This window comes from Nonomuraea sp. NPDC049725 (genome assembly GCF_040674795.1).
Lineage (GTDB): Bacteria > Actinomycetota > Actinomycetes > Streptosporangiales > Streptosporangiaceae > Nonomuraea > Nonomuraea ceibae.
On sequence record NZ_JBFANJ010000011.1, the window covers coordinates 139,637 to 156,139 of the forward strand.

Annotated in this window: 22 protein-coding genes; 9 read left to right on the forward strand and 13 right to left on the reverse strand. The window is 72.8% G+C overall.

What is annotated here, in order from left to right; translation table 11 throughout:
- Positions 1–6: 6 nt before the first annotated feature.
- Positions 7–873, reverse strand: coding sequence for a sigma-70 family RNA polymerase sigma factor (locus AB0J53_RS27855; RefSeq protein ID WP_364177609.1), 867 nt, complete (start codon positions 871–873; stop codon positions 7–9).
- A 90-nt stretch (positions 874–963) separates the two neighbouring features.
- Between AB0J53_RS27855 and AB0J53_RS27860 the strand changes: the two genes are divergently transcribed.
- Positions 964–1,392 (forward strand): DoxX family protein, encoded by a 429-nt coding sequence (locus AB0J53_RS27860; RefSeq protein WP_364177612.1) that lies wholly within the window; start codon positions 964–966, stop codon positions 1,390–1,392.
- Here AB0J53_RS27860 and AB0J53_RS27865 read toward each other — a convergent pair.
- Complete coding sequence (locus AB0J53_RS27865) at positions 1,310–2,137, reverse strand: FHA domain-containing protein (protein ID WP_364177615.1); 828 nt, start codon at positions 2,135–2,137, stop codon at positions 1,310–1,312. The two genes, AB0J53_RS27860 and AB0J53_RS27865, sit on opposite strands and share 83 nt — an antisense overlap.
- 107 nt (positions 2,138–2,244) lie before the next feature.
- Between AB0J53_RS27865 and AB0J53_RS27870 the strand changes: the two genes are divergently transcribed.
- Together AB0J53_RS27870 and AB0J53_RS27875 are read left to right on the forward strand one after the other, a co-directional pair.
- On the forward strand, positions 2,245–4,185 hold the full coding sequence (locus tag AB0J53_RS27870; protein ID WP_364177618.1) for a serine/threonine-protein kinase: 1,941 nt from the start codon (positions 2,245–2,247) through the stop codon (positions 4,183–4,185).
- Positions 4,186–4,232: 47 nt separating this feature from the next.
- Positions 4,233–4,631, forward strand: coding sequence for a hypothetical protein (locus AB0J53_RS27875; protein WP_364177620.1), 399 nt, complete (start codon positions 4,233–4,235; stop codon positions 4,629–4,631).
- Here the strand turns inward: AB0J53_RS27875 and AB0J53_RS27880 are convergent.
- Both AB0J53_RS27880 and AB0J53_RS27885 read right to left on the reverse strand, forming a co-directional pair.
- On the reverse strand, positions 4,621–5,427 hold the full coding sequence (locus AB0J53_RS27880) for a cytochrome c biogenesis CcdA family protein (protein ID WP_364177623.1): 807 nt from the start codon (positions 5,425–5,427) through the stop codon (positions 4,621–4,623). The genes AB0J53_RS27875 and AB0J53_RS27880 overlap by 11 nt on opposite strands.
- 6 nt (positions 5,428–5,433) lie before the next feature.
- Positions 5,434–6,204, reverse strand: a complete 771-nt coding sequence (locus tag AB0J53_RS27885; RefSeq protein WP_364177626.1) for a thioredoxin domain-containing protein — start codon at positions 6,202–6,204, stop codon at positions 5,434–5,436.
- A gap of 142 nt (positions 6,205–6,346) precedes the next feature.
- Between AB0J53_RS27885 and AB0J53_RS27890 the strand changes: the two genes are divergently transcribed.
- Both AB0J53_RS27890 and AB0J53_RS27895 read left to right on the forward strand, forming a co-directional pair.
- Positions 6,347–6,730 (forward strand): BlaI/MecI/CopY family transcriptional regulator, encoded by a 384-nt coding sequence (locus AB0J53_RS27890; protein WP_364177629.1) that lies wholly within the window; start codon positions 6,347–6,349, stop codon positions 6,728–6,730.
- Complete coding sequence (locus AB0J53_RS27895; protein ID WP_364177631.1) at positions 6,727–7,701, forward strand: M56 family metallopeptidase; 975 nt, start codon at positions 6,727–6,729, stop codon at positions 7,699–7,701. Before AB0J53_RS27890 ends, AB0J53_RS27895 begins: the two co-directional genes overlap by 4 nt.
- 12 nt (positions 7,702–7,713) lie before the next feature.
- On the opposite strand, the gene AB0J53_RS27900 is transcribed toward AB0J53_RS27895, so the two are convergent.
- The 6 genes from AB0J53_RS27900 to AB0J53_RS27925 all read right to left on the reverse strand — a co-directional run bounded on the left by AB0J53_RS27900 (position 7,714) and on the right by AB0J53_RS27925 (position 10,682).
- Positions 7,714–8,220, reverse strand: a complete 507-nt coding sequence (locus AB0J53_RS27900) for a pyridoxamine 5'-phosphate oxidase family protein (protein ID WP_364177634.1) — start codon at positions 8,218–8,220, stop codon at positions 7,714–7,716.
- Complete coding sequence (locus tag AB0J53_RS27905) at positions 8,217–8,981, reverse strand: metalloregulator ArsR/SmtB family transcription factor (RefSeq protein ID WP_364177637.1); 765 nt, start codon at positions 8,979–8,981, stop codon at positions 8,217–8,219. The genes AB0J53_RS27900 and AB0J53_RS27905 overlap by 4 nt, the downstream gene beginning before the upstream one ends.
- 32 nt (positions 8,982–9,013) lie before the next feature.
- On the reverse strand, positions 9,014–9,397 hold the full coding sequence (locus tag AB0J53_RS27910; RefSeq protein WP_364177639.1) for a VOC family protein: 384 nt from the start codon (positions 9,395–9,397) through the stop codon (positions 9,014–9,016).
- Entirely contained in the window at positions 9,394–9,777 is a 384-nt protein-coding gene (locus tag AB0J53_RS27915) for a metalloregulator ArsR/SmtB family transcription factor (protein WP_357589277.1), read from the reverse strand. Before AB0J53_RS27915 ends, AB0J53_RS27910 begins: the two co-directional genes overlap by 4 nt.
- On the reverse strand, positions 9,764–10,198 hold the full coding sequence (locus AB0J53_RS27920) for an SRPBCC domain-containing protein (protein WP_364177642.1): 435 nt from the start codon (positions 10,196–10,198) through the stop codon (positions 9,764–9,766). The genes AB0J53_RS27915 and AB0J53_RS27920 overlap by 14 nt, the downstream gene beginning before the upstream one ends.
- Positions 10,199–10,274: 76 nt before the next feature.
- Positions 10,275–10,682, reverse strand: a complete 408-nt coding sequence (locus AB0J53_RS27925; RefSeq protein WP_364177645.1) for a nuclear transport factor 2 family protein — start codon at positions 10,680–10,682, stop codon at positions 10,275–10,277.
- A gap of 59 nt (positions 10,683–10,741) precedes the next feature.
- Between AB0J53_RS27925 and AB0J53_RS27930 the strand changes: the two genes are divergently transcribed.
- From AB0J53_RS27930 to AB0J53_RS27940, 3 genes are all read left to right on the forward strand, one after another.
- The gene (locus tag AB0J53_RS27930; RefSeq protein WP_364177648.1) at positions 10,742–11,323 is read left to right on the forward strand and encodes a TetR/AcrR family transcriptional regulator; all 582 of its coding nucleotides are present in this window, start codon (positions 10,742–10,744) and stop codon (positions 11,321–11,323) included.
- Between the two features lie 87 nt (positions 11,324–11,410).
- Positions 11,411–11,944: an RNA polymerase sigma factor gene (locus AB0J53_RS27935; RefSeq protein WP_364177651.1), complete on the forward strand. Its 534-nt coding sequence runs from the start codon at positions 11,411–11,413 to the stop codon at positions 11,942–11,944.
- The gene (locus AB0J53_RS27940) at positions 11,944–12,882 is read left to right on the forward strand and encodes a CU044_5270 family protein (protein WP_364178172.1); all 939 of its coding nucleotides are present in this window, start codon (positions 11,944–11,946) and stop codon (positions 12,880–12,882) included. Before AB0J53_RS27935 ends, AB0J53_RS27940 begins: the two co-directional genes overlap by 1 nt.
- Before the next feature lie 21 nt (positions 12,883–12,903).
- Here the strand turns inward: AB0J53_RS27940 and AB0J53_RS27945 are convergent, their stop codons facing one another.
- Complete coding sequence (locus AB0J53_RS27945; RefSeq protein WP_357589267.1) at positions 12,904–13,659, reverse strand: helix-turn-helix domain-containing protein; 756 nt, start codon at positions 13,657–13,659, stop codon at positions 12,904–12,906.
- 72 nt (positions 13,660–13,731) lie between these two features.
- Here AB0J53_RS27945 and AB0J53_RS27950 point away from each other — a divergent pair, with 72 nt between their 5' ends.
- Positions 13,732–15,159: an MFS transporter gene (locus tag AB0J53_RS27950; RefSeq protein WP_364177655.1), complete on the forward strand. Its 1,428-nt coding sequence runs from the start codon at positions 13,732–13,734 to the stop codon at positions 15,157–15,159.
- 8 nt (positions 15,160–15,167) lie between these two features.
- Here AB0J53_RS27950 and AB0J53_RS27955 read toward each other — a convergent pair whose 3' ends face one another.
- On the reverse strand, positions 15,168–16,001 hold the full coding sequence (locus tag AB0J53_RS27955) for an alpha/beta hydrolase (protein ID WP_364177658.1): 834 nt from the start codon (positions 15,999–16,001) through the stop codon (positions 15,168–15,170).
- A complete protein-coding gene (locus tag AB0J53_RS27960) occupies positions 15,998–16,435 on the reverse strand; it encodes a MarR family transcriptional regulator (RefSeq protein ID WP_364177660.1) in 438 nt (145 codons plus the stop codon). The genes AB0J53_RS27955 and AB0J53_RS27960 overlap by 4 nt, the downstream gene beginning before the upstream one ends.
- Between the last annotated feature and the right edge of the window lie 68 nt (positions 16,436–16,503).

Below are 16,503 nucleotides of genomic sequence, written 5' to 3' on the forward strand. Positions count from 1 at the left end.
CGCAGGTCAGCACCGCTCCCTGTCACCGGCGAGGTGGACGATGTGGAGGCCCCGCAGCCGGTCGGCGTCGGTGTCGATGGCGATGTGCGTGATCTTCCCGTCGTGGACGGTGAACGTGATGACGGCCTTCGGGCGGCCACGATGCGACCAGACGGCCGCCGGGACGCCGTCGACCAGGGCGAGCCGGGCCGCCTGCGCCCGCCCGGCGAAGAACGCCGCGACCGCTTCGGCGCCGCGGATCTCGACGGCCACGGCCTCCGGATCGAGCAGCTCGACCAGGGCGGCGAAGTCCCCGCCCCGGGCCGCGGCCAGGAACGCCTCGACGACCTCCCGTTTCGCCGACCGGGCCGCGCCGGAGGCGTCCGCCGTTCCCCGCACCTGGCGCCGGGCCCGGCTGGCGAGCTGCCGGGCCGCGGCGGGGGAGCGGTCGATGACGGCGCCGATCTCGGCGAACGACACGGCGAAGACGTCGTGCAGCACGAACGCGAGCCGCTCGGCGGGAGTCAGCGTGTCCAGCACCACCATCAGCGCGACACCGACCGAGTCGGCCAGCAGCGTCTCGTCCTCCGGGGTGGCCCGGGCCGGGTGGCCGCTCGGCGGCGGCGCGGCCGGCTCGGGCGGCAGCGCCCCGGCCGGCTCCTCACGCCGGGCGCGGCGCGCTTCGAGCATGTTCAGGCAGACGCGGGCGACGATCGTGGTCAGCCACCCGCCCGGGTTCTCCACCTGGCCGGTGTCGGCGCGGCCGACCCGCAGCCACGCCTCCTGCACCGCGTCCTCGGCCTCGGCGGGGGAGCCGAGCATCCGGTAGGCGACCGCGTGCAAGCGGCTCTGGTGCTCGGCGAACCGTTCGCTCAGCCAGTCCTGCTCGACCATTCGTCACATTCCTCCGTCCGGGCCTGTCATACCGATTGACCGGCGGACAGCCGCCGATGTGACAGCCGAGCTCCCCTGGAAGGGGCGACCATGCCGAAACACCTGAAGACCGCCCTGTACTGGTTCATCGCCCTGCAGTTCGCGCTGGGCGCCGTGACCAAGTACTGGCCCGGAGACACGATCTTCGGTCCGGCGTACTCCGTGAAGTTCGCCGACTGGGGCTACCCGTCCTGGATGCGGTTCGTGGTCGGGGCCCTGGAGGGCGTCGCGGCCGTCCTGCTGGTGATCCCCCACCGGCGCACGCGCTTCCTGGGGGCCACGGTGCTGATGTTCGTGCTCACCGGGGCGGTGACCACCCACATCGTCAACCACGACCCGGCGGTGGAGAGCTGGGCCGCCCCCACCCACCTCGTCATCATGGGCGTCATCGCGCTGGTCAACTGGCCCGCCCACTGGCGGGTGCCGGCTCCTCAGGTGGCGGGTCCGGCTCGTCGAGAAGCCGGAGATCGGACGGGGTGATCGTGGCGGAGGCCAGCAGCGCGATGATCAGGTTGTGGTTGAGCGTGTTGCCCAGCGGCGGCGGGATCTCCTCCTCCAGGAGCCCGGGCACGCGGGCGCTGAGCCGCTTGCGCGTCTGGGTGACGATGTGGGCCGCGCGCTTGGCGGTCCACCGCTCGCCGGGACGGACGCGGGCGAGCTCGTCGGCGACCTGGGCCCAGGTCAGTGGCTGCGGCCACGGCTCCGGCCGGAGATAGCGCTGCCCCAGGCAGACCAGGACCAGGCGTTCGGCGGCGCTCAGGGGGTGCCCCGCGGGTTCGCGGGTGTCGGCCTCCTGGTGGGCCGGCGCGGCCGGAGCCGGCGGCCTCGCGACGACCCGCACCTCCAGCAGGTGCTCGCGTTCGGGGCCGACGACGAACAGCGGTGTGTACGCCACGGGCAACGCCACCCGGTGCCGGGTGAGCACCAGTCGCCCGGCCGGCAGGCGGATGGGCAGGTTGCCGAGGTTGTGCAGCACCCACCGCCCGTCCTGGCGGCTGATGGACCCCTGCCGCCGGCTGACGTACGGGTCGTCGGGGCCGACGCAGACGTGGACGTCCGGCTCGCAGCGCCCGAACACCACCTCGAACCCGGCGTCGGGCGCGACCCGGATCCCGCCCTTGGCCCCCCGGACGTACAGCGTGCCGGGAACGGCCGGGGGGAGGTCCGCGGAGTCCCGCGGCAGGAGGTCCACCTTGCTCGCGGTCCCGCGCCTCGTCCCCGCCATGCCGCCGATCCTCCCCGCCCGCCCCGGGGGAGTCAACCGGGTCCTGACATCCGAACTACTCGTCAGTAAGCTTGTGGAAGATCTGCTGTCTGGCATCACAATGACGCATGGCCGACTTCACCCCGCTGCTGCCCGGTGACCCTGAGCAGATAGGCGGCCTGCATCTCCTCGGCCGGCTGGGCCAAGGGGGACAGGGCGTCGTCTTCCTCGCCAGGACCCCGATGGACGTGCGCGTGGCCGTCAAGTGGCTGCATCCGTCCGAGGACGAGGAGAGCACCGAGCGCTTCCTGCGGGAGGCGGAGGTCGCCCGGCGGGTGGCGCCGTTCTGCACCGCGGCCGTCCTGAGCACGGGTGTCGAGGGGGAGCGGCCGTACATCGTCAGCGAGTACGTCGAGGGCCGCTCACTGGACCGGGTCGTCAGGGAGGACGGCCCGCTCACGGGCGGCGACCTGGAGCGGCTGGCCATCGGCACCGTCACCGCGCTCGCCGCCATCCACGAGGCCGGCGTGGTGCACCGGGACTTCAAGCCCGGCAACGTGATCATGGGCGTCGGCGGCCCCCGCGTGATCGACTTCGGCATCGCGCGCACGCTCGGCCCGGCCACCATGACCAGCAGCACGCAGATCGGGACGCCCGCGTACATGTCCCCCGAGCAGATCCTGGGCCGCGGCGTGGGGCCCGGGGCGGACATGTTCTCCTGGGGCTGCACGATGGTCTTCGCCTCCTGCGGCCGGCCGCCGTTCGGCACCGACGGGACGCCCGCCGTGATGCACCGGGTGCTCAACACGCGGCCCGAGCCGGGGCTGCTCGACGGACGGCTGGGCGACCTGGTCCGCCAGTGCCTGGACAAGGAGCCGCAGAACCGGCCGACGGCCATCGACGTCATCACCCGCCTGGTGCGGAACCCGGAGCCGGGCGCCGACCCGCTCACGGAGGGGGCCAGGCAGGCCGCGCCGGACGCCGGGCCCACCAGGCCGTCGCGCACGCCGATGCTCGCCGCCGCCGGGGCGGTGCTCACCGTCGCGGCCGTGGCGGCCGCGCTGGTCGTGCCCGGCTGGCTCCGACCGGCCACACCGACCTCGCAGACCAAGCAGAGCACGCTGTCCACGTCGGCCGACGCCCAGAGCGTCGGGACGGCTGCCGCGCCGTCGCGGGCCGCCCCCGCCAAGGTCCCGCTCCCCGGCGGCACGATCACGCTGTACGAGAGCCCGTCCGACCCGATCACGCTGACCGCGTACGAGGTCGACGACGCCGACTACGCCAGGCAGTCGTTACGGGGCACGTTCGAGGCGTACCCGGACAACGTGGACTCGCTGGTCTCTCCCGACGGCCGCTACCTCGCCGGCCGGCCGGAGGACTACACCTCCGACGGCTACGACTCGATCCTCATCACCGACCGGCAGGCGGGTTCGAGCTTCCGGGTCAGGACCGTACGCGAACCGCTCGACACCAGCGTCCGCGCCTGGTCGAAGGACAGCTCGAAGATCCTCCTCAACCTCAACAGGAAGACCGAGGACAAACAGGGCAAGGACGTCTGGACCACCCTGGGCTTCGCCATCCTGGACGTGCCCCGGGCGCGGGTCCAGGTGGTCGAGGTGGCCGACGACTCGATCCGGGACGGCGACTTCGGCTGGGACGCCGAGGAGGACGGCGTGATCGCCGTCTCCGGGAAGGACGAGGCGCTGCGCTTCTTCGACGCCTCCGGCAACCGCACGCGCGACCTCCCCGGCGTCGGACCGCTGGCGTCCGGCACCGTCGACGTCTTCTCACCCTCGGGCCGGATGTTCGTGACCGACTGCCCCGGCTCGGACGACGGCGACCACTGCCTGTGGGACTCGCGCACCGGCAAGCGGCTGCGCACGTTCTCCTCCGACTGCGACAAGGTGCTCGGCTGGTACGACGAGGCGCACCTGTACTGCTGGGAGTACGACAACGGCGCCGAGGACGAGGTACGCGTGGTGGCCTTCGACGGCAAGCTGGTGCACCGGCTGCTGGAGTCGGCGGACAAGCTGGAGGTCGCCCCGTACTTCACGATCGACCCGCGCTGATCAGGATCTCGGGACCCCTCCCGGCGTGGTGGCGGTACAACCGTGGCATGCCTGCCGAAGGGAAGCCCATGCCCAGGATGATCGTCACCGCCCTGGCCCTCGCGTGCGCCGTGGTCATGGCGCCCGCGGTGGCCGCCGCCCCCGCCGCCGCCACGGCCAAGCCCTCCTACCGCGGCTGCTACGACGGGAAGTGCAAGTTCACCTTCTCCGACCCCGTCAGCTTCCGCATCTCCAAGAAGCGTTACGGCTTCTCCAGGGTGTACGTGTCGAAGGAGTACGTCGGCGGCATCTTCAACACGGACATGGTCGTGGTGCGGGCGCCCGGCCTGACCGCCTCCCTGGGCGAGGGCGCCGAGGGAGATTTCCGCAGCAACGGCAAGAACGCCCTGTCCTTCCGCGTCCTGGCCATCACCAGCCAGGGAGCCACGATCCGCTTCACCGGGTGACCTTCCGAGCCCGGACGAGGAGCCGGCCGGCCAGCGCGACGGTCACCACGACGCCGACGACGAGAAGGTCGGGGACCTGGCCGGCTCCTCGCAGGACGGCGCCTTCGACCGCCGCCTGGTCGGTCGCGCCGAGGATGCCGGTCAGCTCGGTCGTGCCTGCGGTGGTCAGCAGCAGGACGCCGACGGCGACGGTGAGCGCGCCCCCGACGATCCCCGTCCAGGTGTTGCGCCACCGCCCGATCGTGACCTCGCGCGGCCGGACGAGGCGCCTGACGAACGGGGCCCGCCCCCACAGCAGCGCGAGGACCAGCAGCGGCAGGGCCATCCCGGCGGCGAAGACCACCAGGACGAGCCCGCCGGCGAGCGCGTTGCCGGAGACCGCGGCGACGGTCAGCACGGCGCCCAGCAGCGGGCCCGCGCAGACCCCGGCCAGCCCGTAGACGGTGCCGAGCACGTACACCGCCGTGGTGGAGGTCCCCTCGGCGGCGGCGCCGCGGGACAGGAACGGGACCGGGACGTTCAGCAGCATCACCGCCCCGAGCGCGATCACCACGATCGAGGCGACGGTGACGAAGGTGAAGCGGTGCTCGTTCACGAACGCCCCGAGCGTCCCGGCGAGCACGCCGAGCGGGACGAGGGTGGTGATCAGCCCGAGGTAGAACACCCCGGTACGGGCGAGCAGGGCGCGCGGGCCGGCGAACGCGTAGGAGAAGAACGCCGGCAGCAGCATCGCCGAGCACGGGCTGAGCAGCGTCAGCACGCCGCCGAGGAACGCGCCGAGCAGGCCGATGTCCATGCCGGGCTACTTCGCCTGGTCCAGGGCCTGGTCGAGGAACCCCTGGAAGACCTCCGCCGGCTGCGCCCCGGACAGCGAGGTGTTGCCGGCGACGAAGAACGGCACGGCGGTGACGCCGAGCTGCTGCGCGGACTGCGTGCTCGCCCGCGCGGCAGCCCGGAGCGCGGGATCGTCGAGATCGGCGGTGAACCGCTTGATGTCGGGAACGCCCGCCTTCTTCGCCAGGCCGACGAGCGTGGCGCGGGGAAGGTCGGCGTGCCCCTTGTCGGGGGCGGCGGCGTAGACGGCCGTCACGAACTCCACGAACCTGTCCTGCCTGCCCGCCGCCCGGGCCGCGACGGCGGCGTCCTCGGACTGCTCGCCGAAGAACGTCACGTCATGGAACTCGATCCGCACCTTGCCGGTGTCGACGTACTTCCCGATCAGCGCCGGCAGCGTCTCGCGGCTGAACACCGCGCAGTACGGGCAGCGCAGGTCGAGCCACTCGGTCAGGACCACGGGGGCGTTCACGTCGCCGATCGCCATCGGGTCGCCGGCGTCCCGGCGGACGAACTCCAGCTCCTGGCCCTGGCCCGCCCCCTGGTCCGCCCCCTGGCCCGCAGGGGACGACGGGGACGCCGCCGGTGGCGCCGCGGCGGGGGAGCGCTGGGGGAGGAGCTGGGCGGTGACCACGATCGCGAGGAACACGACCACCGCGCTCAGCACGACGGTCCAGGTCGTGGAGCGGCGGCGCCTGGCCGCCATCGCGTCCGCTGAGCTCGATGCCGGGGAGTTCACAGGTCGGTCTTCCTTCTCCTCAGTCGACTATCTCGCATAGTCGACTATGCACCATAGTCGACACAGGGCATGATGGACGCATGGAGTGGTCCCCGCGGATGACGGATCCGGCGCCGGCAGCCTCGGCCGGGGAGGCGGTCCGATGAACCCCGCCGCCCCCGGAGAGCCGCCCCGGCTGGGCGCGCTGGAGGCGCAGGTGATGGACGTGCTGTGGGATCACGGGCCGGCCACGATCCGGGGCATCATCGGCCGCCTCCCCGGCGAGCCCGCCTACACCACGATCGCCACCGTGCTGGCCAACCTGGACCGCAAGGACCTCGTCACCTCCCGCAAGCAGAACCACTCGACCCTGTACGCGGCCCGCGTCGCCCGCGAGGAGCACGTGGCGTCGGTGATGAACCACGCCCTCGGCACCAGCAGGGACCGCGCGGCCTCGATCCTGCACTTCGTGGAGAGCATCCCCGACAGCGACCTCGACCTGCTGCGCGAATATCTGCGGCGGCGCGACGACGGGCACCGGTCATGACGGCCCGGATCCTGGCCGCGCTGCTGATCCTGGGACTGGTCCTCACCGCGGTGGCCGGCCCGTGGGCCCTGCGCCGCGCGTCGCCGGTGCTGATGCGCCTGCCGCGACCGGCGATCGGGCTGCTCGCCGGCGGCATCGTGGCCTGGGTGCTGGCGCTGCTCGCGCTCGGCCCGATGCTGGCCTGGGTCGTCTCCGGCCCCGACGTCCTGCCCAGCGGGGCGGCCCAGGTCTGCCGGCGCTGCCTGGCCGCCGCCAACCCGTTCACGGACATCCCGGTCGACACCGTCGTCCCGGTCGTGGCGCTGCTCGCGCTCCCCACGGCGGGCGCGCTGCTGCACGCCGTCTCGATCATCGTCGAGGCGCGGCGACGGCACCGCGGCACCCTGCGCACCGCGCGACGGCTCCGGGCCCGCAGCGAGCCCCGCCGGCTGCACGGCCACGCGGTGCTCGTCGCCGACGACCCGCACCCGTTCGCGCTCACCCTGCCACGGCGCCACGGCGGCATCGTGATCTCCACGGGCGCGCTGGACGTCCTGGACCCCGGCGAACTGGCGGCGGTCCTCGCGCACGAGCACGCCCACCTGCGCCAGCGCCACCACCTCATCACCGCGGTCGTCGCCACGCTGACCCGCAGGCTGCGGTGGGTGCCGCTGATCGCCGCCGCCGAGGCCGCGCTCGGCCACTACCTGGAGATCGCCGCCGACGACACCGCACGCCGCCAGGTCGGGACGCCCGCCCTGGCCGGCGCGCTGCTCACCCTCGGCCAGAACGGCCGGCCGCAGGGCGCGGCGCTGGCCGGGGCCCTGCACGCGCTCGGCCCCAACCGCATCCACCACCTGGTCCGGCCCCACACCGGCATGACCGGTGCGATCGCCGCCGTGGCCACCGCCTGCTGCCTGACCGCGCTCACCCTGCTGGCCGCCGCCGTCCACGTGCCGTACGTGCTGGCCGTGCTCACCGGGTGCGCCTGAGCCGATGCCCGGCTATCGACCTCGCCGGGCGAACTCGTCGGGCGTCGTGCCGCCGGGGAAGCGGGTGACGAAGTCGAGCACCCCCACCCAGGCCGGCCGGACGGCGATGCGGACCATGGTGGTGCCGGGCCGGTCGACCGCGGCGACGTTCGCCGCGCCCTGCTCCTCGCCGGCGTAGCGGCGCTGGGCGGCGGCGTACTCCTCGACGATGCCCTCGACCTCGGTGACCTCGGCGTTCCCTCGGACGAGGAGCGCCGAGGGCGGGGTGGTGGCGGCGTCGATGGTGATGGCGATGCCGGGACGGGCCCGTAAGGCCCGGACCTTGAGACCGCCGAAGGTGGAGAGCACGATCTCGGCGCCGGTCCAGTGGAACAGCATGGGGAACACCCGCGGCGTGCCGTCCTTGGCCACGTAGGCGACCCGGGCCAGCTCGGTGGAGTGGAGCAGCCGCTGGGCGACGTCGGTCTCCAGCAGGCGGAGGTCGCCCTGCGGCAACGCCGCCTCGGCGAGGCGGGTCATCGGGTGACGACCCGGTCGAGGTTGTCCAGGCACAGGTCCCAGCCCTCGCGGAGCTCGGCCGCCGCCTGCCGGTCGGGCAGGCCCGAGTGGGTCAGCACGACCGAGGTGAGGCCGTCCCGCTCGGTGATCTCCAGGTCGCAGCGCGATCCGGTGCCCGCCTCGCCCTCCTCGCCGTGCCAGATCCAGGCCAGGCGGGCGGGGCGTTCGACGACGGTGTAGACGCCGGTGGCGGTGTACTCGACGCCGTCGGTGTCGCGCATGACGACGCGCAGCCGCCCGCCGACGCGCAGGTCCACCTCGGCCTCGGAGGTCTCCCAGTCGGGGCCGGCGTGCCACCACTTCCTGATCACTTCGGGGTTCGTCCAGGCGTCGAACAGGGCGTCCGCCGCCGCCCGGTAGGTGCGTTCGATGCGGACGGCGGTCGACTGCGAGGTCGTTTCGATCATGGGTGTCTGCTCCTTGTCAGCCAGGTGTTCCTCGACGGCCTCGAACATGCGCTCCCAGAGGGCGCGCTGGCGGTCGACCCAGGTGACGGCGTCGACGAGCGCGGCCGGGTTCAGGGCCAGCCGGTGCGTACGGCCGACGACCTTGCGGACGACGACCCCGGCCTCTTCGAGGATCTTCAGGTGCTTGGTGATCGCCGGTTTGGAGACGCCCAGGTCCGAGGTCACCTCGCCGACGGTCGCGGGGCCGTCGCCCAGCCGTTCGATCATCCTGCGCCGGATCGGATGGGCCACAGCCCTGAACGGATCGTTCACCATGTGGCTAACAGTACACCTTTTAGTTAACGATGTCAGCGGGTCTCCGCGATCAGGTGGACGATGCCGGCCGGGTTCTTGATCCAGTGGGTCCGGGAGTCGAGGTTCTCCAGGGGCTCGACCTCGTCGCACGGGTGGACGCCGATGCCGGCCAGCTCGCTCACGGCCGCGTCCAGGTCGTCGGTGTGGAGCTGCAGCCACAGGTCGGGCCGGCTGTAGTTGTCGACGCAGTCCAGCCACAGCGTGTTGGGGCCGAACCGCACGGAATGGGTCCGCGAGACGGTCGGGGCGTAGGAGACGTCGTCCTCCTTGACGTCGAAGCCCAGGGTGTCGCGGTAGAAGGCCACGGTGGCCTCGTACTGCGCCTTGGGGATCTTCATGGCGATGTTCAGGCCGGCGGTGAAGGTCGGAGCGGTCATGGTCGTGTGTCTCCTCGGTTCGTCTCGGTGGCGTGCGGTGCGTCCTCGGTGGCGTCCAGGGCGTCTTCCAGGGCGGCCAGGCGGTCGTCCCATCTGTGGGCGAGCCTGGCCAGCCAGGTCTGGGCGGTGCGGATGGCGGCTGGTTCCAGCCGGTAGGGATGGCGGCGGCCGGTCGGGCCGGCGGAGCTGATCAGTCCCGCTTCGGCGAGCTGGCCGAGGTGCTTGGCGACCGCCTGGCGGCTGATCGGCAGCCGCCGCGCCAGGTCGGTGACGGTCGCGGGCCCGGCGCGGGCGAGCTCGTCCAGCAGTGCCCGCCGCGTGGGGTCGGTGAGCGCCGTGAACACCGCGAGGGCCTGGCTCTCCACGTCACCCGGTGGCATCGAGGTAGATCTCCAGCTCGGCGAGCTCGTCGTCCCACCCCTGACTGTTGGCCGCGCGGGCGGAGCGGCCCACGTCGGCGGCGGCCTGGGCGAACCCGCTCTCCACCAGGCGCAGCCGCGTGCCCTCCGGCACGGGCTCCAGGGTGAACTCCACCAGCGTCCGGGCCGCGTCGTCCTCGGGCAGGCCCTCGATCGCCCACCTGAAGGCGAAACGGCGCGGCGGGTCGACCACCGCGACGGTGGCGACGGATTCCTGGCCGAGGTCGTCCCAGCGGAAGAACGCGCGCCCGCCGGGCCGCAGGTCGATCTCCGCCACCGAGCCGAACCACCGCGAGAGCCCTTCCGCGGTGGTCAGCGCGGCCCAGACCCGCTCGACGGGGTGCCGGAGCACCACCACCCGTTCGATCGCGTCCGCGTCCATGCCCACCTCCTTCGCAACCTGTAGGTTGCCATCAACAGGCAACCTACAGGTTGCGACAGGGGTCCCGCAAGCTCCGTCAGCCGGTCAGCGCGGACAGGACGGGGCCCAGGTCCCAATAGGCGCGCAGCGAGACGATCCGCCCGTCGCCGTCGACCCGGTAGACGAAGACGCCGTCGTAGCCGACGCGGGCGCCGGTGGCGAAGTGGGCGGAGACCGAGGCCACGACCGCCGCCTCGGCCCCGGCGGGATGCACCGCGGCGACCTCGAAGCGCACCTGGCCGGGGGCGACGGTGAGCTCCCAGAAGCGTTCGAGGGCGGCCCGGCCGCGCAGTCCGGCGCCGTGGGGGTCCAGCGGCGAGCCGCCGACCGGGTCGTGGATCACGGCGTCCGGCGCGTAGCAGGCGAGCCAGGCGTCCCGGTCGCCGGCGCCGATCGCGCTCATCGCGGTGAGCGCGGCGACGGCCGCCGGGTGGGTGGTGTCCATCGGGTGCCTCCTCAGGGGCCACTGCTTGACGCGTGTCAAGCTAGGTCTACGCTTGACACATGTCAAGCACGCGCTCGCGCATCCTGGAGACCGCCCAGCGGCTCGTCACCGAACAGGGTCCCCAGGTCTCGATGGCCGAGGTGGCCCGCGCGGCGGGGATCTCCCGGCAGGCGCTCTACCTCCACTTCGGCTCCCGGGCCACCCTGCTCGTGGCCGTCGTGCGGAACATGGACGCGCGCAGCGGCATCCGCTCACGCTGCGAGGAGGCCCTGACCGGGCCGGAACCCGTCGAGGCGTTCCGCGCCTTCCTGCACGTCTGGCTGGGCTACGCGGCGACGATCCACCCGGTGGCCTCGGTGCTGCTGGCCTCCCGCCGCGACGACCCCGACGCGGCCGCGGCCTGGAACGACCGGATGGGCGAGCTCCACGAGGGCTTCCTCACCGCCGCCCGCCGGCTGCGGGCCGCCGGGCGGCTGCGGCCCGGCCTGACCCCGGACCTCGCCGCCGACCTGGCCTGGGCGATGACCTCGATCCCCGTCTGGGAGCAACTGACGACCGACCGGGGCAGGAGCGCCGCCGACGTCGAGGAGCACCTGATCGGCGCCGTGACCGCCGCCCTCACCGGCGACCCGCCGGCATGATCCGAAGCCCGTGAAACTCACCTGGAAGGGTTCCCGGCGACCGGGCAATCACCAGTGTCCTGACATTCCAGGTGAGAGAGACCATGCATGACCACGTTCCTCGACGGAGAGGTCGCCGATCCCGAGCGATTCGCCGTCCTCTTCGATGCCCATTACGAGGAGATCCGCCGCTACATCGGCCGTCGGCTCGATCTCGACGTCGCCGAGGACCTGGCGGCCGAGACCTTCCTGATCGCCTTCCGCCGGCGTGACAGCTTCGACGCCGCCAAGGGCGGCATCAGACCCTGGCTGTACGGGGTCGCCACCAAGCTCATCGGCCGGCACCGGCGTGCCGAGCTGCGGCGATACCGGGCGCTGGCCAGATCGGGGCCGCCCGTGGACGACGACGGCCATGACCAGCGGGTGGTGGACCAGGTCGCCGCGCGGGTGACCGTACAGAACCTGTCCGCCGCGCTCGCGGGGTTGTCGCGCGGCGAGCGCGACGTGGTGCTGCTCGTCGCCTACGGCGAGCTGACCTACGACGAGGTGGCGGCGGCGCTCGGCGTCGCCTACGGCACCGTCGCCTCCCGGCTCAGCCGGGCCAGGACCAAGCTTCGTGACGCGTTGGGAGTTGAGGTGTGATGAAGGAGTTCCAGCTCATCGACGAGGTGATGCCGCACCTGCCGCCCGCCGACCACGCGACGGTGATGGCCGCGCGCGCCCGGGTGCTGGGCGGTGCCCGGGGGCGGCGGCCGGTCTGGCCCAGGGTGGCGCTCGCGGCGGTCGCGGTCAGCGCGGTGATCGCCGTGGGCTTCGTGGCCGTCCCCCTCCTGGGTGGGACGGGTGTGCGGACGGCAACCGTGCCCACCGTGCCTGCCGCGGACGCGGTGCTCGATGCGGCGGCCGGCCGGCTTGCCGCCCAGCCCCCGGGGACCGGGGCGTGGTGGCGGCGGGAGATGGTGCGGGTGTCGCGGGTGCGGACCGCGACCTACACCGTGGAGCAGCGGGCCAGGGACGTGCTGTGGGCGAGCCGGGACCGGAAGGTCGGATACCGGCACCAGCGCGGCCCCGTCTCCGCCGAACCGCTCACGGCCGCCGACCGGCAGGCGTGGAAGGCCGCGGGCTCGCCCGACCTGTGCGACGACTGCCTGCCGGGAAAGATCTACTTCACCCCGCTGAAGCTGACGACGACGCCCGTGATGCGGCTGCCCGCCGAACCCGGCGCGCTCAAGGCCGAGATCCTGCGGGCCACCGACGGGCGGGCCCCGGAGGCGTGGCTGTGGGGGGCGAGCGCATGGCTCCTTCTCGACGCCGAGACCACCCCTGCCACCAGGGCCGCGCTCTACCGGGTGCTCGCCGGCCTGCCGGGTGTGCGGGTGGAGGACGGCGTCACCGACCTCGACGGCCGCACCGGGGTGGCGCTGACGTACGGCGAGGCGTCGGCCCGTCAGCAGATCGTCATCGACCGGGACAGCGGGCGGCTCCTCGCCATCCAGGAGAGTGACGGGTCCTCGGCGTATCTGGTCAAGCGGCTGGGCTGGACCGACGACCCGGCCCCGAAGGAGTCGACCTTCTCGTGACGCCGGCCCGCCCGGCGAGGATCACGTACGGTGCCGCGCGTCGGCCAGCAGGTCGCGCGCGGTCACGATCAGCCCGTGCATGGCGTGCTCGAACGCCTCGTCCACCGTCATGAGCGGCGCGGCTGCGACCGCCTCACGAAGGTGCGGGACGGCCAGGCCGGGATGGGCGCGCAGCCAGGAGGGCGGGGCGGGAGTGTGGTGCATGACCGGCTCGCCCTGGTCCTGGCGGTGGTCCACGAGCAGGACGAACGCGAACACTCGCATCGTCAGATCGTGGTGCACGATCTGCGCCTGGGCGACGCTCAGCCCGATCGCCCGCAGCATGCCCAGGAAGGCGTCGGTGTGGACGAGGCGGTTCGGGTGGATCGCCACGTCGCCGAGGTCCTCGTCCAACGACACCAGCAAGGCGCGCGGGTAGCGCCGGTAGACCGCGCGCAGGGCGGCGCCGTACTCCCGGATGCTGCGTTCCCACTGCTCAGGGTCCGGCCGCGGGGCCGGCCACTGCTCGATGAACAGGGCGACCGCGCGGGCCACGAGCTCGTCGCGGTCCTCGGCGTAGTTGTACAGGGCTCGGACCGTCACGCCGAGATGCTCGGCGAGCAGCCGCATGGTCACCGCGCGGAACCCGTGCACGCCCGCGAGGTCGAGCATCGTCTGGGCGATGAGGTCCTTGGTGAGCGTCGGCCGGCCCTTGCGCGTCAGCGGCCTGCGGCGGCGGCGCGGGCCGTCGGCGGGACCGGTCCGGTCCGGTCCGGCTGTGTCGGGATCTTCGGGCACCGTCCGAGCATAACAACGTTGAACTTCACACAGTGTTGACTTTAAGCCAGGGCATGCATCACGATCACTTAGGTGAGCCTTACCAATCCCCAGCTCCTTGGCCGGGCGACGGCCGTTCGCGGCCGTGCGATCCTCGGCCTCGTCATCGCCGGCACCGCACTGGTCGTCATCGACATGACGATCGTGACCATCGGCCTGCCCGCGATCCAGGCGGACTTCGGCACGACGCTCGCCGGCGTCCAATGGGTGATCGTCGGCTACATGATCACCATGGGCGCGGTGACCCAGGTCGCCGGCAGCCTGTCCGATCGCATCGGCCGGCGCCGCATGTACCTGTTCGGCATTGCCCTGTTCACCCTCGCCTCGCTCGCCTGCGGCGCCGCGCCCACCCCGGTGGTGCTCGACCTCGCCCGCGCCCTTCAGGGAATCGGCGGCGCCGTCCTGATGGTGAACGCCCTGCCCCTGCTGTCGGACCACCTGGACGGGGAACGCCGCAACCTGGCCATCTCCACCTGGGGGAGTGCCGCGACCGCCGCCGGCCTGATCGCCCCGCTCCTGGGCGGCACCCTCGTCGACGCCTTCGGCTGGCGCGCGATCTTCCTGATCAATGTCCCCATCGGCGTGGCCGCGTTCCTGCTCTGCCTGCGCGTCCTCCCGGCCGACGCCTCCGGCCGGTCCGCCGCGCACGGCCGGATCGACTGGGCGGGCGCCGCACTGCTGATCGCCGCGCTCGCCGTGGCCGACTTCGCGCTGCTCCGCGGCGAGGAGCAGGGCTGGGCGTCGGCGGCGACACTGACCCAGCTCGTGATCGCGGCCGTCCTGCTCGCCGTGTTCCTCCTGCTCCAGTCCAGGTCCGGCGCGGTCACCCTGGACCTCGCGCTGTTCCGCAAGCCCGCCTTCACCGGGGCCGCCGCGGCGGTCTTCATCTCACGCGTGCTGTCCATCGGCGGCACGGTCTACTTCGTGCAGTACTTCCAGGAGGCGCTGCACCTGAGCCCCACGCAGAGCGGCCTGCTGCTGGCGCCCGTCTTCCTGGCCCAGATGGCGGCCGGTCTGCTCGGCGGCAAACTCCTGAGCTGGTTCGCCCCCGGGCACGTCATCGCCGCCGGCTACCTCTGCAAGGCGATCAGCGCCACGTGGCTGGCCCTGGCCCTCACCCCGGCCGCCTCGCCGTGGCTGCTGACCATCCCCCTGCTCGTCTGGGGGGTCGGCGGCGGCATCGCCGGCGCGCCGGTGATGGCCGTCGCCATGAACGTCACCGACAGGCAGCGCGCCGGCATGGTCTCCGGCACGATCACCAGCCTGGCCTCCATCGGCGCCGGGATCGGCACCGCCGTGCTCGGCGCCGTCTACACCACCCGCATCGCCGGCGTCACCGCCGGACCGCGCGAGGCCGCCGTCGCCTCCGGCGCGTCGGCGGTGCTCTACGGTTGCGCGGGCCTGGCCGTCATCACGATGGTGCTGGTCCTGGCCCTCATCCCTCGGCGCGGGCGAGCATGAGGACCGGATCAGCCGGCGGCGTCAGGGCTGCGGAGGAACCGCAGGACGCGCTCGGCGACCGTCCGGGCCGTCTTCCCCTCCGGCCCGAAATGGTCCAGGCCGGGCAGGGTCTCCAGCTCGGCGCGGGGAAGGGTGTCGCGTACGGCATCGAACTCCGCCCTGCTCGCGCGCGGCGTACGACCCCCGCACAGCACCAGCACCGGGGCGGTGACGGCCGCGAACGCGGCCAGCCGGCCCTGCTGGGCCGCCACCTGCTCGTGCTCGGCCAGGCCGGCGCCCAGCAGCGGCCGCATCCGCTGCCAGCTCGGCCCGCGGAACCCGACCCGCAGCGCCATCCGCAGGTACCAGTACGGCAACTTGGCCAGAAAGGCGGGCGCACCACCCGCGCCCCGGATGAAATGAACGAACGCACCGTACGGATCACCCGCGGCCAGCCGCTCCCGGTACGGATCCATCCACCCCGTGGGCACCGGACCGGCGGGGACTCCGGGCTCGTACACCGCGACGCGCTCGAACACCGGGAACGACCGTGCGCCCTCGAGAACGACAAGGCCGCCGAAACTGTGCCCGAACGCCAGCCGCGCTCCGGTCTCCGCCTGGACGGCCAGCAGATCCTCCACCTCCTTGCCCAGGGAGTAGCCGGGCCCCTGCGGACCGCTGGCGCCGCGCCCCCGCCGGTCGACGACGTGCACGGTGAAGGAACGGGCCAGCGCGGCGGCCAGCGGTAAGTAGTCCTGCGAGGTTCGCAGCGCGCCCCCGAGCACGATGAGACCCGGCCCGGCGCCCGACGTCAGATAGCTGATCGGCGTCCCGTCCGCGGAGAAGACCGTGCGCTGCTTCACCTGGCCGCCTCCCGCTCCACCCGGTCCAGCGTCGCGAGCAGCCGCGCGGTGTGCTCGGCGAACTCGGCATAGGGCACGCCGCTGTGCTCGACCAGAGCGGCCAGCTTCTCCTCGAACTCCTGCCGGAGCGAGGCCACGAGGCGCTCGCCCTTGCCGGTGAGGCTGAGCTGCCGGCGGTTCCCTCCCGCCGGGTCGGGCTGCACGTCGAGGAGCCCGTCGGCGGCGAGGACGGCGGTCATCCGGCTCACCGACGGCTCGGTCACACCCAGGCCGTCGGCAAGGGCGCGCTGCGTCGAGACACCCAGCTCGCTGATCAGGGTCAGCGCGAGAAAGCGGTTGTAGGAGATGTCATGCTCCGCCCGCAGCATCCGGTCCGCCGCCCGGTCAAGGCGGGCAAGGAGCACATGCAGGTTGAGACTGAGATTGCGTTCCACGCCAGCTAACTTAGCATGCTAACTTAGCCTTGCAAGTCGGCTCGAAGTTCTGGTCAAAAGGCTGCCTC

Coding starts and splice junctions, on each gene's coding strand:
- AB0J53_RS27855 (WP_364177609.1), bottom strand. CDS start 873: ATGGTCGAGCAGGACTGGCTGAGCGAACGGTTCGCCGAGCACCAGAGC.
- AB0J53_RS27860 (WP_364177612.1), top strand. CDS start 964: ATGCCGAAACACCTGAAGACCGCCCTGTACTGGTTCATCGCCCTGCAG.
- AB0J53_RS27865 (WP_364177615.1), bottom strand. CDS start 2,137: ATGGCGGGGACGAGGCGCGGGACCGCGAGCAAGGTGGACCTCCTGCCG.
- AB0J53_RS27870 (WP_364177618.1), top strand. CDS start 2,245: ATGGCCGACTTCACCCCGCTGCTGCCCGGTGACCCTGAGCAGATAGGC.
- AB0J53_RS27875 (WP_364177620.1), top strand. CDS start 4,233: ATGCCTGCCGAAGGGAAGCCCATGCCCAGGATGATCGTCACCGCCCTG.
- AB0J53_RS27880 (WP_364177623.1), bottom strand. CDS start 5,427: ATGGACATCGGCCTGCTCGGCGCGTTCCTCGGCGGCGTGCTGACGCTG.
- AB0J53_RS27890 (WP_364177629.1), top strand. CDS start 6,347: ATGAACCCCGCCGCCCCCGGAGAGCCGCCCCGGCTGGGCGCGCTGGAG.
- AB0J53_RS27895 (WP_364177631.1), top strand. CDS start 6,727: ATGACGGCCCGGATCCTGGCCGCGCTGCTGATCCTGGGACTGGTCCTC.
- AB0J53_RS27900 (WP_364177634.1), bottom strand. CDS start 8,220: ATGACCCGCCTCGCCGAGGCGGCGTTGCCGCAGGGCGACCTCCGCCTG.
- AB0J53_RS27905 (WP_364177637.1), bottom strand. CDS start 8,981: ATGGTGAACGATCCGTTCAGGGCTGTGGCCCATCCGATCCGGCGCAGG.
- AB0J53_RS27910 (WP_364177639.1), bottom strand. CDS start 9,397: ATGACCGCTCCGACCTTCACCGCCGGCCTGAACATCGCCATGAAGATC.
- AB0J53_RS27915 (WP_357589277.1), bottom strand. CDS start 9,777: ATGCCACCGGGTGACGTGGAGAGCCAGGCCCTCGCGGTGTTCACGGCG.
- AB0J53_RS27920 (WP_364177642.1), bottom strand. CDS start 10,198: ATGGACGCGGACGCGATCGAACGGGTGGTGGTGCTCCGGCACCCCGTC.
- AB0J53_RS27925 (WP_364177645.1), bottom strand. CDS start 10,682: ATGGACACCACCCACCCGGCGGCCGTCGCCGCGCTCACCGCGATGAGC.
- AB0J53_RS27930 (WP_364177648.1), top strand. CDS start 10,742: ATGTCAAGCACGCGCTCGCGCATCCTGGAGACCGCCCAGCGGCTCGTC.
- AB0J53_RS27935 (WP_364177651.1), top strand. CDS start 11,411: ATGACCACGTTCCTCGACGGAGAGGTCGCCGATCCCGAGCGATTCGCC.
- AB0J53_RS27940 (WP_364178172.1), top strand. CDS start 11,944: ATGAAGGAGTTCCAGCTCATCGACGAGGTGATGCCGCACCTGCCGCCC.